This is a genomic window from Streptomyces sp. NPDC019937 (assembly GCF_040631655.1).
Taxonomy (GTDB): Bacteria; Actinomycetota; Actinomycetes; order Streptomycetales; family Streptomycetaceae; genus Streptomyces.
This window is the reverse complement of the sequence record NZ_JBEYAL010000032.1, coordinates 61301-76961: the sequence shown is the minus strand read 5'-3', so window position 1 is coordinate 76961 and position 15661 is coordinate 61301. Positions and strand designations below refer to the sequence as shown.

Genomic DNA, 15661 nt, shown 5'->3' with positions numbered 1-15661 from the left:
TGCCTCGACATCGCCCCCGCTCTCGGCAGAGAGCGGGGGCGATGTGCCGCGGGTGGGCTGATCGTCCGTGGTGAGCCTCGGTGCCGGCCAGCCTCACCTCGGGGCAAGCATCATCGCTGCCCGCGCCGAGAACGAAGACGCGGTGAAGACCCACCTCGCAGAGGCCAAGGTTTACGCGGGTCGGGTGGGTGAGGCCACGGACGTGCACTGCGGCTGCACGCAGCCCTGTGCTACGCGCTCGGCGACGAGCCTGCACCGGCAAAGGCGCCGGAGGGTCGACAGCTGGTCCGTTATACCCGGGCGGGCGATAGCCCGTACGGCGGTCGGCGGCCCGACAGCCCGGCGCGTCGCAAGGCGCGCCTTTGGGCGTGAACCTCCGCTGCTCCAGCTCACGGCACTCGCCCGAGCCTCCCGGGCCACTGCGCTGTGCGGCCGGCCGTTCAGGAGTCGAGGCCGAGCTTCATGTAGATCGTTTCGTAGCCGTCGGCGAAGCTCAGCTCGGAGTTGAGGAACGCGGTGCGGGGCGGGACGTTGACGCGCACCGTGGCCTCCATGCGCTCGTCGTCGGCGAGGCGGTCGGGCAGGGCTCCGGGCTTCATGTCGTCGACCTTCCAGGTGCCGTACACGATGGAGCCATCGGGCAGGGACTGGCCTTCGTAGAGGCTTTCGTGGAGGTCGCTGCCGACGAGGTCGAGGACCTTGCCGCTGCCGTTGACGATCAAGAGGGTGTATGTGTACGTGAGGTCACCGGGCTGGTGGGTGTCGTCACCCGGGACCGGGCGGACTCGCCGAGGCGTGCCGAAGGTCACGTCCACCCCGTTCTCGTACGGCTGCAGAATCCCGTCACGCTCCGGGTTTTCGCCGGTGACATCGATGCTGCCGTCGTGGGCCTCGATGTCACGCTCCACCGACCAGCTCAGGTAGAGGACCGCGCACACGCCGCACAGGACCAGGACGAGCAGCACGACCAGGACCGATGTGACCGCGCCGCGAGCGCTGGCGACCTCGGATTCGGGCGTCGGGCCCAGCTCCGGCTGCGATGGGCCGGGCCGGGGGGCGTGCTGGCGGGATGTGGGCATGACCGGAAGCTATGGCGCCGGACCGGGCCGCCACATCCGTGCGGAGACGGAGGGCGCCTGAGTAGGGAGGCTCAGGTGACGTCCGGGTGCCTCAGTGATAGGAGAGGGTCCCCCTTCGATCAAAGGGTGCTGTATTTCTGTCAGTTCCTTTCACGGTATGTGTTATCCGGTGTTACGGCGCTAATATGTGCTTCGTGTACATGCGGTCGTAACGGGGGGAACACGCATGCCTGACACCACGGCGGGGAAATCCCTGCGCTCCGCACGCGACTTGATCGAAAAAGCGCTCAGGGAGATGGCGGACAAGGCCGTCCTGCCGAAACCGGGTGCCGATCGGGGCGTGGTCGGCAAAATCGCGCTCCGCCACATCCTGAAGATGATCGATGTCGTGATCGCGGCCCTGGAGGCCCCGCCGGAATCCGACTCGATCGTCGTGTACGGGATCCTCGCCGAGGAGTGCGAGCCCGTTCTGGGGCTGCCGTCGAGTGATGTCTTCAGCGCGCTGGTGGAGCTGTGCGGCGAGCCGCACGGGGCGGCCGTCCGGCCGGAACTGCCCCGGGCGAAGCGGTCGGTGATCGAGACGATCCGCCGGGAGATCGTCGCGGTGACCGTCGAATACCGGGCCCGGCCCGGGGACACGGGGGTGCGGATCATCGAGATGCTGTACGGCGCCGACCGGCGGAAGGTGCGGCGCAAGCGCATCAAGCAGGAGATCGACTGGGGCGACATTCCCGAGGAAGTGCGCGCGCGGATCATTCGTGACGGCGATGAGGGCGTCACCCTGAGCCTTCCGCTGGGGAGGGCCTGATGGCCTTCTTCATTCCGCTGATCATCATGGCCATCGGGCTGGCCATGTGGAACCGGATCATGGTCTGGGCCCGGGATCAGCTTTTTCCCTGGGTGGCCGAGCACATTCCCTGGATGTCCGACACGGTGAAGCTCGCGTTCACCGCGCTGGACAAGTACGCCACCGCGATGCGCGGAAATGTGAAGGCGGCCTGGAAACAGCTGCGGTCCTATCTGCTCGAACAGGTCATCGAGTTCGAGAAGGGGATGGCCCCGAACACCTATGTCCGGCGCATGACCGCGCTGATGAAGAACCAGCTGCGCGGTGACGCGCCGGTCAAGCGAATCGTGGTCGAGGAGGACGTCGCCTGGGACGACCTTCCCGAGAAATACCGTCAGTCGCTGCTGGCGGGCGACGGGCGCGGTTATCGCATGGACGTGACCAGGATGCGCGACCAGGAACTCGAAGAATGATCCGCACAGGAAGAAACAGGCAGATGTCGCTGTGGTGGTGGACGGGCGTCGGCGTCGTGGTGGTGGGTGCGGCCCTGGTCGTGTCGCGGCGGTGGCCGCGGCCCGCCGGGCGGGCGCGGGGCGGCCGGCTCACCGCCGTCGTGCTGGACGCCCTGGCCGAGGAGTGGGCGGCGCGCATGGACGCGCGCCCGGATGACATCCGGGCCGCCGTTCTCGGCGCCGGATCCGCCGGGCTGTACGCCCGGCTCGTATCGGAAGTGCGCGGGGTGGAGGTCGTGTTCATCAGGCCCGCGACCGGGCGGTCGGTCGCGCACACCATCGTCCGCTGCGCCTTCGGCAATCCCCAAAGCGCCCTGGTGACCGAGACCGTCACCGATTGGGACGACATTCCCGACGGTGTCCGCGCGGAGTTCATCCGCCAGGAAGTCGACGAGGTCAGCCGCCGCTGGACCGTGGCGGGCTGACATCCACTGATACGGGGGGCAGTGAATGGACGAGGGACGCAACTCGGTGCCGCCGCGCTGGACGTTCACCGATGTGCGTGGCGGCGCGGCCACGACGACGGCTGCGACGGTGACCGCGAAAGCCGGACCCGCCGAACGCGGCGGGGAATCGCCGGAGGCCGTCGAATTCCGGGTGGAACAGCCCGTGCGGACCTTCGGCGATCTCGTTCTCGCCGAGGTGGTGCGCCGGCGCGTCGACACCGCGCTGAACCTGGTCGCGCACCGGGACGTGCTGTTCAGGGAATGGAATCTGGCCGCGATCTCCCCGCACCGGGGCGGCGCGGTGGTGAGCCTGTACGGCCCGCCCGGTACGGGGAAGTCCGCGTGCGCGGAGGCCATCGCGCACCGGCTCGGCCGTCCGTATCTCAGGGTCGGCTACGCCCAGATCGAATCCCGGTACGTCGGGGAGACGCCGAAGAACATCGTGCGCTGTTTCGCCGAGGCCCGCCGGAGCGATGCCGTGCTCATCTTCGACGAGGCGGACTCCATTCTCGGGCGGCGGCTGAGCCGGGTCACCCAGAGCGCCGACCACAGCGTCAATGTGTCCCGCTCGGTGATGCTCACCGAACTGGACCATTTCGACGGTGTCGTGGTCTTCACGACGAACTTCCCCGAAAACTACGATGTGGCGTTCGTCCGGCGGATCCTGGCGCACATCCGGCTGGAACTCCCCGACCTCGCCGCACGGCGCGATCTGTGGACCAAACTCCTCCCGAAGGAACTCCCGCTGCACCCCGAGGTCACCGCCGACATCCTGGCGGCGGAATCCGAGGGCATGGCCGGCGGCGACATCGTCAACGTCGTCATGGCCGCCGCCGCGGCGGCCGTCGCCCGGCGCGGCGAGCGGCGCGTGGTCGAACTCGCCGATCTGCGCGGCGAACTGGCCGCCACGGCCCGGGCGCGGCGCGAGGTCGGGAACCCGCCCGCGTCGCCGCGCCTGGTGGCCTGGGAGGACGTGCCCCCATCCGGCTCAGGGGCGGGCGAGGGCGGTGGCCAGCAGGGGTAGCGCACGGCCCAGTTCGCGCTCCCAGTACGGCCAGGTGTGGGTGCCGGGGCCGTAGAGGCGGGCGGTGAGGGCCAGGCCGTGGGCCCGGGCGCGGCGTACGTAGTCCTGGGCCATCAGCCCGAGGCCCTGCTCGAGGGTGTCGACGGGACGGTCGGCGGGGTCCAGCGGCCCGGGGTTGCCGTCGCCGCAGGAGACGTACACCGGGTAGCCGCGCGGGAGCCGGGTGAGCTGGGTGTACGGGTCGTGGGCCGCCCACAGGGCGGACTGGGCCGTGGGGTCGCCCCACAGGTCGGTGGGGTCGGCCCCGTACCGCTGGACGATGCCCTGGACGCCGGCCGGGTCCCGCAGCGGGTGGACGACGCCGCTGAACGACGCGGCGGCGCGGAAGAGGCGGGGGTGGCGGGCCGCGTAGGACAGGGCACCGAAGCCGCCCATGGACAGGCCCGCGATCGCCCGGCGGCCGTTGCCGCGCAGCGCGCGCTCCAGCAGTGGGCGCAGCTCGGCGAGGTGGAAGGTCTCCCAGGCGGGCGGGCCGTAGGCACCGTCGTTCCACCAGTTCGAGTAGAACCCGGCGGGGCCGCCCTCCGGGGACACCACCAGGGCGGGGAGGGACGCGGTCAGACCCTCGACGTCGGTGTTGAGGGTCCAGGCCTGCCAGCCCGGGCCGGGGTCGCAGCAGCCGTGCAGGAGGTACAGGACCGGCCAGCGGTGGTGCGGCCTGCGGTCGTAGTCGCGGGGCAGCAGGACGCGGGCGTGGCCGTCGCGGGCGAGGGCGGGGGAGTCGATCGTCAGGTCGAGGACGCGCTCGCTGACGCGCTCGGCGGCGGTGATGCGCGCGCGGTCGGCGGCGGCGCCACGGGCGCGGTCGCCGGGCCGGGAGCGGGCCTCGGCGGGGGTGGGGAGCAGGGGCGCGGCGGCCAGTGCGGCGAGAGCGGCGGCGGCGCGGCGGCGGGAGGGCATCGTCCGTATCTCCTTCGCTTCGGTGCGTGCGGAGCTGAACGGGGCGTTGCGCAGGTGTTGTTGACACTGTGAAGGGACCGGCGTGCCGTGACAAGAGTGGGGCGCCGACCACGTGATCTTCGTCCCGGTCCGCCGTAGGCTGATGGTCGTAAGAGTGTGCGGGGGCACTGTCGTAAGGGGGGCGGTCCGCGTGGGCGGGGCGACGAGGAGCAAGCGCGTACCGCGGGTGGTGCGGGAGCAGCAGATGCTGGACGCGGCGGTGCGGGCCTTCGCGCGGCGCGGTTACAGCCACGCCTCGATGGACGACATCGCCGAGCTGGCCGGGGTGTCGAAGCCGCTGGTCTATCTGTACCTCAACTCCAAGGAAGAGCTGTTCGCCGCGTGTGTACGGCGCGAGGCGGCGGCGCTGGTGGCCGCGGTGCGGGGCGCGGTCGAGCGGGGTGCCCCGGCGGACCGTCAGCTGTGGAGCGGGCTGAGCGGCTTCTTCGCGCACACCGCCCGCCACCCCGACGGATGGGCGCTGCTGCACGTCCAGGCGCGGACGCACGGGCACCCTTACGCGCACGAAGTGTCGGCGATGCGGGCGGAGATCGTGACGTTCGTGACCCAGCTGATCGCGGCGGCGGCGCGGAAGGGCGCCCGGGAGCGGCGGCTGGCGGCCGCCGAGGTGTCCGGGCTCGCGCACGCGCTGGTCGGGGCGGCCGAGTCGCTGGCGGACTGGGCGGGCGAGGCGGCGGACCGGGACGGCCCCTCGGCCCAGGAGGCGGCGGCCACCCTCATGAACTTCGCCTGGGCCGGGCTCGGGAACCTGCTGCGCGGTCAGGGCTGGTCGCCCGCCCAGCGGCTCTGACGGCCCCGGCGCGGATCAGCCGATCCGCGCCCGCTCGTACAGCGCCGCCGGGTCCGCCGCGCGGGACACCGCCGAGGGGTGCAGATCCCGCTGGGACGATGGATGCCGGACGCCCTCACGCCAGGCCGCGGACGGGTCGGTTCCGCTGTCCGAGCCCGCCTTGTCCGGCGCCAGGTCCAGCGGCAGGAAGTTGGACGGGGCGGTGTGCCAGCCGTCCGGCGCCACCCGGGTGGCCAGCAGGTACGTCCGCCCGGGCAGCAGCGCCGGGGCGTCGCCCACGACGACCCGTTGCCGCCGCAGCGGGTCGTCGCCGCCCTCCTGGGCGACCCGTACGTTTCCGGACACCTTCCCCTTGAGGGTGGACTGGACCTCGACCCGGTACGTGGTCCACAGCAGCCGGTCGCCGTCGGTGTGCCGCACCCCCTCGCGGGCGGTGACCTTGCCGACGAAGACGTCGTCCGCCCAGCCCGCGGCCAGCCCCGGCGTGTCCAGCCGGACGGCGTAGGTGGGGTGGTAGTGCGTACTGCCGTAGGGGATCTCGAACCAGGCCAGTGCGGCGCCGCCCACCGCCGCCAGGGCCGTGGTCAGCGCGATCGTCCCGGTTCGGCGGCTCATGAGCCCCACACGGCCCGGTACGCGGCGATGTCGGCGGCGGCGGGGGCGAAGGCGGTGCGGGTGTCGCTGCAGTACATGACCGCGCCGCGGGCCGAGCGGTGGCCCAGCCGGAGGGCGTGGCCCAGCTCATGGGTGACGATGCCGCGCTTGACGTCGGCCGGGTACGAGCCGAGGAAGTGGTCGTTGAGGACGATGTCGTCGGAGCCCAGCTCATGGGATTCCCACAGCCCCGACCAGCCGATGTCGGCGCGGTCGACGTCGGTCGCGTCGACGTCCGCGTAGGCCGCTCCGGTGTGCGGCTTGATGTCGACCTTGCCCAGGGCGTTCCAGCTCTCCCGGGCCCGCGCCCACTCCGCGGTGTACTTGGTGTGCAGGCTGTACGTCAGCTCCGAACCGTCCACCGATCCGATCGTGTTCGGGTCGTCGGGGCAGGCGGCGGCGAGCGCCGGTGGCGCGGGCAGCCCCGCGAACAGCCCGGCGGTCAGGGACGCGCTCACCGCGACGCGTATACACCGCCGGGCGAAACGGGCGCCATGACATCGACCCACGTCCGCAAACCCCTCGTTCGTGTGAGGCCCGAGAGCTTCAACGTACGAGGGGCCGCGGGGCGCCGCATGCGCACGGGGGCCTCCCGGGGGATGCGGAGGCCCCGGGGCGCCGGTGGCTCAGGTGCCGCAGTTGCCGCCGGCCGGCTCGTCGGCGAGCCGCGCGCCGAGCCAGGCCAGGGCCGGGGGGATCCCGCTGATCGCGGTCGTCACGTGGTCGGTCGGATAGCTCTTCCACTCCACCGGCGTGCCCCGCTCGCACCACCGGGTGCGCAGGTCCGCACCGACCTGGTGCGGGATCAGCTCGTCCGTGAGGCCGTGGTAGAGGTAGACCGGATGGTCGGGGGCGTCGTCGCCCAGCTTGGAGGTGCGCAGCGCGAGCTGCCAGAGCGGCGAGGCCAGCGGATCGCGGACGGTCACGTCCGACAGGTTCTGGAAGAGCCCGGCGATGGTGCTGATCGAGACGCAGTTGTTCCGCATGAAGGCGACATCGTCCTTGCCCTTCTGGTTGAGGTAGGAGTCGAGCGCCAGTTCGGGGAAGGCGGCGTCCTGCCCGGCGAGCGCCATCAGGGCCAGCCCGGCGCCCACGCCGCCGTCGTTGTACTCCAAGGTGGCGGGCAGATCGGCGGGCACGCCCCCGGCGACCGTGCCCTTCACGCGCAGCTCGGGCGCGTACGAGGAGCGCAGCTGGGCGGCCCAGCCGGCCGCCTGGCCGCCCTGCGAGTACCCCATGATCCCGACCGGGCCGTCCGGTGAGAGGCCCGCCTCGGGGAGCCGCTGCGCGGCGCGCGCCGCGTCCAGCAGGGCGTGCCCCTCGGACCGGCCGACGGTGTAGGTGTGGTCCTCCGGGGTGCCCAGGCCCTCGTAGTCGGAGACGGCGACGGCCCAGCCGCGGCGCAGGGCCAGGTCGATCAGCTGGCCCTCGGAGCTGGTGCCCTGCGGGAAGCGGCCGGAGGCGGCGCAGTCGTCGGCGAGGCCGACGGCGCCCATGCCCCAGGTGACGAGCGGACGGGGGCCGGTCTTGCCGTCGTCGGGGACGATGACGGTGCCGGAGACGACGTTGCCCTCGCCCCGGGCGGTGGTCGAGCGGTAGGTGATGTGCCAGGAGCGGGTGGTGACCGGTGCGCCGGGCACGGCGCGGAACGAGGTGGGGGACGTGGTGACGAGGTCGCCGGGCCTGCCCTGGGTGGCGGCGGTCCGGTTGGTGTCGGTCGTGGCCATGGCCGGTGGTGCGGTGGGCAGCGCGGCCGCCAGGGTCAGGGCGGCGAGGGTGGCGAGCACGGTGGTGCGGGTGCGCATACGGCTCTCCCAACGGTGCGGATGGTGCTGCGGTGCTGTGTGGGGGACCGTAGAGACGTGTGGTTTGTCTGTTGCTGACCGGAGCGCTCAGATTCGCTGGCCTTATCTCTCACCCGGCCTCTCTCCTTCGCCGGTGCGGCCGTACGCCAGCCGGTAGGCGCCCGGTGTCATCCCCGTCCAGCGCCGGAACGCCCGGTGGAACGCGGCGCCTTCGGAGAAGCCCAGCCGCACCGCCAGCTCCTCGATCGGCTCACCGGTGGCGCGCAGGCTGCCGAGCGCCGCGTCCCGCCGCACCTGGTCCTTGAGCCGCTGGAAGGAGGTGCCCTCCTCGTCCAGCCGCCGGCGCAGCGTCGCGGGGCTGACCGCGAGCCGGGCCGCGACCTCCCGCAGGTCCGGCAGCCGCCCGGGGCGGTGCCCGCCCGGCCCGCCGCCGGTCCGCAGGCCCCCGGCGAGCGCGTGGCGCACCTGCTGGGCGACGGTCGTGCCGTACTCGGAGCGGCCGAGAAGCCCGTCGGGCGCGCGGCGCAGCAGCGCCTGGAGGGACGCCTCGTCCTGGATCACGGGCGCGGACAGCCAGCGGGGTTCGAATCCGGCCGCCGTGCGGTCCCCGCCGAAGTACGGCGTGCAGTCGAACAGTTGCTCGTACTCGTCCGCGTGCGGGGGCGCCGGGTGGGCGAACTGGGTCCACAGCAGCGGGATGCGGCGTCCGATCAGCCAGCCCGCGAACCGGTGCCAGATGAGCATCAGCCACTCGGCGGCGATCTGGCTCTCCTGGCGGGTGCGTAACCGCCCGTGGATGCCGAACACCGCCTCCTCTTCCCCGCCGCGCTCCAGGGCCAGGCGCGGCCCGCCGGGGAAGAGCCGGTAGAAGCGCGCGCCGCGCTCCAGGGCGGTGCCGAGGTCGGGGCAGCCGAGTGAGGCGTAGCACATCATGGCGAACGTGCCCGGTCTGCTGCGCGCGGATCCGAGCCCCAGGAACTCGTCCCCGGTGGCCCGGTGCAGGGCGCGCACCAGCCGGGCGAACTGCTCGGGGGAGAAGCGCGCGCGGTCGTCGCCGAGCAGCAGCGGCGGTATCCGGGCCCGCTGGAGCAGCGGTGCGGTGTCGACGCCGAGCCGCTGCGCGCCGTGCACCGCGGCTCGTACGTGGTGCACCGTGACCGTTCGCCGGCCCCGGCCCTTGGTCCTCCCCATGGTCGAAACGGTAGCCCGACCAGGTGTGCGATGTCGACGGTGCGTCGCTGCATCCTTACGCAGCGTGAGGCTTGGGGTTTCGCTTTCGAAAGAAAATGAACGGCCCGTGAATAGAAAATTCCGGAAAGGCAGGAGCCCTGCTCCCCCGCCGGTGCGGGGGAGCAGGGCTCCTTGGGTACTGCTAGATCAGACCGCGCTGACGTTCTCGGCCTGCGGGCCCTTCGGGCCCTGCGTGACGTCGAAGGTCACGGCCTGGTTCTCCTCCAGGGAGCGGAAGCCAGACGCGTTGATCGCGGAGTAGTGAACGAAGACATCGGGACCGCCGCCGTCCTGGGCGATGAAGCCGAAGCCCTTCTCGGCGTTGAACCACTTGACGGTTCCGGTAGCCATAAAGCCCTCCTTGGGCCAAAGGGTTGCCCTGCTCCAGAACCTGCAAGAAGTCTGAAAACTACAAAAGCCCGCGGTCACATGCTCCGCAGGCTCTGTACTGCAAGGGAAACCAAACTGCAACTTGCGGTGAGCTTAGCACGCTCCGTGTGCACGAGGAAAGAGCCGAAGATCACGGAAACGAGGGGTTTCCGGGGCGCGCGAGATGGATAGGACCGCAGGTCGAGCCCGCGTCGGCCGGTAATGGCGGGCCAAACGGCGCCACCCCGCCTCCGTTCTCCCCGAAGAGCGGCGCTAGCCTCCGGTTGTGGACAATTCACCGAGTTCCCCCTCGCGGAGTACACCGGACGCCGCCGAAAGCGTCATCCCCAGGTCCCTGGGCCGCCGCGACAGACCGAGGGTCGGCCACATCCAGTACCTCAATTGCGTACCGCTGTATTGGGGTCTCGCCAGGACCGGCTCGCTGCTCGACTTCGAGCTGACCAAGGCCTCCCCCGACACGCTCAACGACCTGCTGGTCGAGGGCGGCCTCGACATCGGCCCGATCAGCCTCGTCGAGTACCTGCGCAACGCCGACGACCTGGTGGCGCTGCCCGACATCGCGGTGGGCTGTGACGGGCCCGTCATGTCGTGCGTGATCGTCTCCAAGGTGCCGCTGGAGCAACTGGACGGGGCGCGCGTCGCGCTCGGCTCGGCCTCGCGCACCTCCGTACGCCTGGCCCAGCTGCTGCTCACCGAGCGGTACGGGATCGAGCCCGACTACTACACCTGCCCGCCCGACCTCAGCCTGATGATGCAGGAGGCCGACGCGGGGGTGCTGATCGGCGACGCCGCGCTGCGGGCCAACCTCCACCACGCCCCGAAGCTGGGCCTCCAGGTCCATGACCTGGGGCAGATGTGGAAGGAGTGGACCGGGCTGCCCTTCGTCTTCGCGGTCTGGGCCGCCCGCCGCGATTACCTGGAGCGCGAACCGGAGATCGTGCGCGAGGTGCACCGGGCGTTCCTGGAGTCCCGGAACCTGTCCCTGGAGGAGGCGGGCAAGGTCGCCGAGCACGCCGCGCGCTGGGAGGACCTGGACGGCGCGGTGCTGGAGCGCTACTTCACCACCCTCGACTTCTCCCTGGGCGCGAAGCAGCTGGCGGGCATCGCCGAGTTCGCCCGCCTGACCGGCCCGACGACCGGCTTCCCGGCGGACGTCCGGGTCGATCTGCTGGACACCCCCGCCGCGAACGGTTAGCCGACCGGGCTGGGCCGCCGCTGTCATGCCCGACTAGGTCCTGCCCGGCGGATCTTCGTGGATCAGGCCGCGGCGTCTGGTGCCGTGCATCGCAAGGCGGAGGATCGTCCTCGTACTGGGCGTACTCGGACGACTCCGACAACGCAGCGAGGTGCGGTGCCGGGCGTCGCGGCCCCGCGAAGATCCGCTGGGCAGGGCCTAAGCTGGTCCGGCGCAGGCGATGGGGGAGGCACATGCAGCCGCTGGGAGCGGAGGACCCGCAGGTCATCGGGGCGTACCGGCTGCTCGGACGGCTCGGCTCCGGCGGCATGGGCGTGGTGTACCTGGGCCGCAGCGCGGGCGGGCGCACGGTCGCGGTGAAGGTGGTGCACGCGCACTTCGCGCTCGACGAGGAGTTCCGCGCGCGCTTCCGGCGCGAGGTCGACGCCGCGCGCCGGGTCGGCGGCTCCTGGACCGCCCCGGTCCTCGACGCCGACCCGGAGGCGCGTGTTCCGTGGGTGGCCACCGGGTATGTGGCGGGCCCTTCGCTCAGCCAGGCTGTCAACGACGAGGGCCCGCTGCCCGAGTCCTCGGTACGGGCCCTGGGCGCGGGGCTGGCGGAGGCGCTGGGCGCCGTGCACGGGCTGGGCCTGGTCCACCGCGACGTCAAGCCGTCCAATGTGCTGCTCGCCCTCGACGGCCCACGGCTGATCGACTTCGGTATCGCCCGGGCCACCGAGGGCACCGTCTCCCTGACCTCCACCGGCGCCTCCATCGGCTCGCCCGGCTACATGTCGCCCGAGCAGATCCTCGGCCTGCCCGTGAGCGGTCCGGCCGACATCTTCTCGCTGGGCGCCGTGCTGACGTACGCGGCCACCGGCGAGCAGCCCTTCCCGGGCGACAGCTCGGCCTCGCTGCTCTACAAGGTGGTCCACGAGGAGCCGCAGCTCGGCCCGGAGCTGTCCGAGGAGCTGCGCGACCTGGTCGCCGCGTGCCTGGCCAAGGACCCGGCCGACCGCCCCACCCCCGAGCAGATCACGCGCCGCCTGGCCCCGGCGGACGGCGCCTCGGGGCTCGTACGGTCCGGCTGGCTGCCGGCGGCGCTGATCGAGCGGGTGAGCCGCCAGGCGGTCGAACTGCTCGACCTGGAGGCGGACACGGTCGCTCCGCCGCCGTCCGCGAGCCCGCACGCCGTGGCCGCCACGCCCGCGACCCCCGCGTCCGGCACGCCGGTGCCCGGCACCCCCGCGTCCGGCACGCCCGTACCCGGCACCCCCGCTCCGGCCGCACCCGTGCTGGGCGCGTTCGGCCCGCCGGACCCGTCGTACGCGAGCCGGCCGGGCCACCGGACCGGCGACCCCGCGACCCCGCCCCCCGGCCGGCCGCCCGAGGGCGGCCGCAGCTTCGCGCTCTCCGCCGCTCTCGGCGGCAAGAAGCGCCCCAAGGGCCTGAGCTGCTCCCTGGTGCTGTCCGTCGCGGGCGCGCTCGCGGTCGCCACGACCGCCGTGGTCCTCGTCCAGAACATGTCCGGGGGCTCGGGCGGTGACCCGGCGGCCGACGGCGGCGCCCAGACCGGTCCGGCCGCCCCGGGGGCGTCGGCCCCGACCGGCGGATCGGACGTGCCCAAGGCGTTCCTCGGCACCTGGCAGGGCGATCTGACCTCCCGGAACGGCATCCCCGTCGGCACCATGACCATCACCTTCCAGCGCGGCTCCACCGGTGAGCAGGTCGCGAGCGGCCGGGTGAAACTGTCGGTGGTGCGCTGCGACTTCACCTGGAAGCTGGTCTCCGCCACGGCCAAGGAGCTGCACCTCGACGCCCGCTTCCGGGGGGACGGGCCCCAGGCGGGGTGCAGCGACAGCTCGACGGACGAGCAGTACACCCTCGCCTCCGACGGCACGCTGAAGTACCGGGCGAAGGACCGGCAGGCGGGCGATCCGACCGGTACCCTGCGCCGCTTGCGCTGACGGGCGGGGGCGTACGCTGGGTCGGTCCGTCCGTAGAACTCCGAAAGGGACGCCCCGGTGACCGCACACGCCACGCTGCAGGCAGTCCTCGACCGCGCCGCCGCCGGGGGGCGCATCACCCCGGAGGAGGCGCTGGACCTCTACCGGTCCGCGCCGCTGCACGCCCTGGGGGCCGCCGCCGACGCCGTACGCCGCCGTCGCTACGCGGGCACCGAGCACATCGCGACGTACATCATCGAGCGGAACATCAACTACACCAACGTGTGCGTGACGGCCTGCCGGTTCTGCGCCTTCTACGCCGCGCCCAAGGACACCGCCAAGGGCTGGACCCGCGACCTCGACGACATCCTGCGGCGCTGCGCCGAGACCGTCGAACTGGGCGGCACCCAGATCATGTTCCAGGGCGGCCACCACCCGGACTACGGCGTCGAGTACTACGAGAAGCACTTCGCGGCCATCAAGGAGGCGTTCCCCCAGCTGGTGATCCACTCGCTGGGCGCCTCCGAGGTCGAGCACATGGCGCGCATCTCGGGCGTATCGGTGGAGGAGGCGATCCGCCGGATCCACGCCGCGGGTCTGGACTCGTTCGCGGGCGCGGGCGCCGAGCTGCTGCCCGAGCGGCCGCGCAAGGCCATCGCCCCGCTGAAGGAGTCCGGCGAGCGGTGGCTGGAGATCATGGAGATCGCCCACAACCTCGGGGTCGAGTCCACCTCCACGATGCTCATGGGCACCGGTGAGACCAACGCGGAGCGGATCGAGCACCTCCGCATGATCCGCGACGTACAGGACCGGACGGGCGGCTTCCGCGCCTTCATCCCGTACACCTACCAGCCCGAGAACAATCACCTGAAGGGTCAGACGCAGGCCACCGTCTTCGAGTACCTGCGGATGATCGCGATCGCCCGGCTCTTCCTCGACAACGTGGCCCACATCCAGGGCTCCTGGCTGACCGTCGGCAAGGAGGCCGGACAGCTCTCGCTGCACTACGGGGCGGACGACCTCGGCTCGGTGATGCTGGAGGAGAACGTGGTCTCCTCGGCCGGCGCCCGCCACCGGTCCAACCGGATGGAGCTGCTCCACCTCATCCGCACGGCCGGGCGGGTGCCCGCGCAGCGCGCGACCACGTACGAGCACCTGGTGGTGCACGACGACCCGGCGAACGACCCGGTCGACGATCACGTCGTGTCGCACCTGTCCTCGACGGCGATCGAATCCGGCACGGCCCACCCCGAGCTGAAGCTGATCGACGCCTCCTGATGCGCACGCTCCACGCCGCGCCGGTGGTCCGGTGCGCCCTCGGCGAGGGTCCGGTCCTGCACGACGGCGCGGTCCTGGTCGACGGCGGCCGCGTCGCCGCCATCGGCCCGCTGGAGGAGCTGCGGGCCGCGCATCCGCGGGCCCGGGTACGGGAGTGGCCCGGCACCCTCGGCCCGGCCCTCGTCCACGACGGGCCGGTGCCGGACGCGCCGACGCCCCGGGAGCGGATCCACGCCCTGCTGCGGCTGGGCGCGACGGCGGTCCTGGCGGAGCACGTCGCCGACCCCGGGCTGCGCGCCGCCGCCGAGCGCAACGAGGTCATCGTCCTGGACGAGGCCCGGCCGCGCCCGGCAGCGCTGACCGAGTCCGGACGCGCCGATCTGGCGGTCTTCGGCGCGGACGGGGCCTGCCTGGTCACCGTGCTCGCCGGGCGCCTGGTGCACCGCCGCCGCTGACCCTAGGGGGTATCTTGCCGATCATGCCGGGCTCCCGGCGCCCGGCACTGCACCTCGCGGCCCCGCGCTCGTCGCACGCAGCGCCGCTGCGCTCTCCTCACGCGGGTTGCGAGCTACCGCACCAGACGCCGCTCGCTGATCCGGCCTGATCGACAAGACACCCCCTGGCACGGTGCGGCGCGGGATGAGGTGAACAATGGGCGGGTGACCCGAGCATCCCTGGACAAGCAGCCGCATGAAGTCGCCGCCATGTTCGACGACGTGGCGGCCAACTACGACCTGACCAACGACGTGCTGTCGCTCGGCCAGGCCCGGCTGTGGCGCAAGGCGGTCGCCCGCGCCACAGGCGCCCGCCCCGGGGACCGGGTGCTCGACCTCGCCGCCGGTACGGGCACCTCCTCGCTGCCGTACGCGGCGGCCGGTGCGTACGTGGTGCCGTGCGACTTCTCGCTCGGCATGCTCCGCGAGGGCAAGCGCCGCCACCCGCGGCTGCCGCTGACCGCGGGCGACGCGACCCGGCTGCCCTTCGCCGACGGGGTCTTCGACGCCGTCACGATCTCCTTCGGGCTGCGCAACGTGCGGGACACCGACGGCGCGCTGCGCGAGATGCTGCGGGTGACCCGGCCGGGCGGGCGGCTGGTGGTCTGCGAGTTCAGCCACCCCACCTGGGCCCCGTTCCGCACGGTCTACACCGAGTACCTGATGCGCGCGCTGCCGCCGATCGCGACGGCGGTCAGCAGCAGCCCGGACGCGTACGTGTACCTGGCCGAGTCCATCCGCGCCTGGCCCGACCAGCCCGCCCTGGCCGCCCGTCTCCGCGAGGCCGGCTGGGCCCGCCCGGCCTGGCGCAACCTCACCGGCGGCATCGTGGCCCTGCACCGCGCCACCCGCCCCTGACGCCTGCGGCCGCGCGGCCGCAGGCGGCCGTATCACAGGCTGAGTCACGGTCAGGGGGGCTGCCCTTCGCGGGCGCCCGGGCACGCCCCCATAGACTGCACACGTCCAGTGCCCGGCGCGACCGGCACGCTGTTACCCAGGCCACGGGAGACCCTGCGTGAGCGAGACCGCACC

The 15661-nt window shown here is 72.4% G+C and carries 17 protein-coding genes; 10 read left to right on the top strand and 7 right to left on the bottom strand.

The window, feature by feature from the left end:
* Positions 1-440 precede the first annotated feature (440 nt).
* A complete protein-coding gene (locus ABZ562_RS28905) occupies positions 441-1079 on the bottom strand; it encodes a hypothetical protein (protein WP_361485106.1) in 639 nt (212 codons plus the stop codon).
* Between the two features lie 226 nt (positions 1080-1305).
* Here ABZ562_RS28905 and ABZ562_RS28900 point away from each other — a divergent pair, with 226 nt between their 5' ends.
* Genes ABZ562_RS28900 through ABZ562_RS28885 form a run of 4 tightly spaced genes read left to right on the top strand, consistent with a single transcriptional unit; the run spans position 1306 to position 3848 of the window.
* Entirely contained in the window at positions 1306-1887 is a 582-nt protein-coding gene (locus ABZ562_RS28900; protein ID WP_361485104.1) for a hypothetical protein, read from the top strand.
* 26 nt (positions 1888-1913) lie between these two features.
* The gene (locus ABZ562_RS28895) at positions 1914-2339 is read left to right on the top strand and encodes a hypothetical protein (RefSeq protein ID WP_361485102.1); all 426 of its coding nucleotides are present in this window, start codon (positions 1914-1916) and stop codon (positions 2337-2339) included.
* A gap of 23 nt (positions 2340-2362) precedes the next feature.
* Positions 2363-2803 carry a hypothetical protein gene (locus tag ABZ562_RS28890; protein ID WP_361485100.1) on the top strand — a complete coding sequence of 147 codons (441 nt, stop codon included), beginning with the start codon at positions 2363-2365 and terminating at the stop codon, positions 2801-2803.
* 25 nt (positions 2804-2828) lie between these two features.
* A complete protein-coding gene (locus ABZ562_RS28885) occupies positions 2829-3848 on the top strand; it encodes an ATP-binding protein (protein WP_361485098.1) in 1020 nt (339 codons plus the stop codon).
* On the opposite strand, the gene ABZ562_RS28880 is transcribed toward ABZ562_RS28885, so the two are convergent.
* Positions 3813-4808, bottom strand: a complete 996-nt coding sequence (locus tag ABZ562_RS28880) for an alpha/beta hydrolase family protein (protein WP_361485096.1) — start codon at positions 4806-4808, stop codon at positions 3813-3815. The genes ABZ562_RS28885 and ABZ562_RS28880 overlap by 36 nt on opposite strands.
* A 244-nt stretch (positions 4809-5052) precedes the next feature.
* Between ABZ562_RS28880 and ABZ562_RS28875 the strand changes: the two genes are divergently transcribed.
* Positions 5053-5658, top strand: a complete 606-nt coding sequence (locus ABZ562_RS28875) for a TetR/AcrR family transcriptional regulator (RefSeq protein ID WP_361485182.1) — start codon at positions 5053-5055, stop codon at positions 5656-5658.
* Between the two features lie 15 nt (positions 5659-5673).
* On the opposite strand, the gene ABZ562_RS28870 is transcribed toward ABZ562_RS28875, so the two are convergent.
* From ABZ562_RS28870 to ABZ562_RS28850, 5 genes are all read right to left on the bottom strand, one after another.
* Entirely contained in the window at positions 5674-6273 is a 600-nt protein-coding gene (locus ABZ562_RS28870; RefSeq protein WP_361485094.1) for a hypothetical protein, read from the bottom strand.
* The gene (locus ABZ562_RS28865) at positions 6270-6770 is read right to left on the bottom strand and encodes a hypothetical protein (RefSeq protein WP_361485092.1); all 501 of its coding nucleotides are present in this window, start codon (positions 6768-6770) and stop codon (positions 6270-6272) included. Before ABZ562_RS28865 ends, ABZ562_RS28870 begins: the two co-directional genes overlap by 4 nt.
* A gap of 168 nt (positions 6771-6938) precedes the next feature.
* A complete protein-coding gene (locus ABZ562_RS28860; protein ID WP_361485090.1) occupies positions 6939-8117 on the bottom strand; it encodes a lipase family protein in 1179 nt (392 codons plus the stop codon).
* A 102-nt stretch (positions 8118-8219) separates the two neighbouring features.
* Complete coding sequence (locus ABZ562_RS28855; RefSeq protein WP_361485088.1) at positions 8220-9308, bottom strand: AraC family transcriptional regulator; 1089 nt, start codon at positions 9306-9308, stop codon at positions 8220-8222.
* Positions 9309-9494: 186 nt separating this feature from the next.
* On the bottom strand, positions 9495-9698 hold the full coding sequence (locus ABZ562_RS28850; RefSeq protein ID WP_009715975.1) for a cold-shock protein: 204 nt from the start codon (positions 9696-9698) through the stop codon (positions 9495-9497).
* 373 nt (positions 9699-10071) lie between these two features.
* Here ABZ562_RS28850 and ABZ562_RS28845 point away from each other — a divergent pair, with 373 nt between their 5' ends.
* The 5 genes from ABZ562_RS28845 to ABZ562_RS28825 all read left to right on the top strand — a co-directional run bounded on the left by ABZ562_RS28845 (position 10072) and on the right by ABZ562_RS28825 (position 15487).
* The gene (locus ABZ562_RS28845; RefSeq protein WP_361485180.1) at positions 10072-10932 is read left to right on the top strand and encodes a menaquinone biosynthesis protein; all 861 of its coding nucleotides are present in this window, start codon (positions 10072-10074) and stop codon (positions 10930-10932) included.
* 233 nt (positions 10933-11165) lie between these two features.
* The gene (locus ABZ562_RS28840) at positions 11166-12878 is read left to right on the top strand and encodes a protein kinase (protein ID WP_361485085.1); all 1713 of its coding nucleotides are present in this window, start codon (positions 11166-11168) and stop codon (positions 12876-12878) included.
* A gap of 57 nt (positions 12879-12935) precedes the next feature.
* A complete protein-coding gene (gene mqnC, locus ABZ562_RS28835) occupies positions 12936-14135 on the top strand; it encodes a cyclic dehypoxanthinyl futalosine synthase (protein ID WP_361485083.1) in 1200 nt (399 codons plus the stop codon).
* The gene (locus ABZ562_RS28830; RefSeq protein WP_361485081.1) at positions 14135-14590 is read left to right on the top strand and encodes a hypothetical protein; all 456 of its coding nucleotides are present in this window, start codon (positions 14135-14137) and stop codon (positions 14588-14590) included. Before mqnC ends, ABZ562_RS28830 begins: the two co-directional genes overlap by 1 nt.
* 204 nt (positions 14591-14794) lie before the next feature.
* Positions 14795-15487 (top strand): demethylmenaquinone methyltransferase, encoded by a 693-nt coding sequence (locus tag ABZ562_RS28825; RefSeq protein WP_361485079.1) that lies wholly within the window; start codon positions 14795-14797, stop codon positions 15485-15487.
* Positions 15488-15661 lie beyond the last annotated feature (174 nt).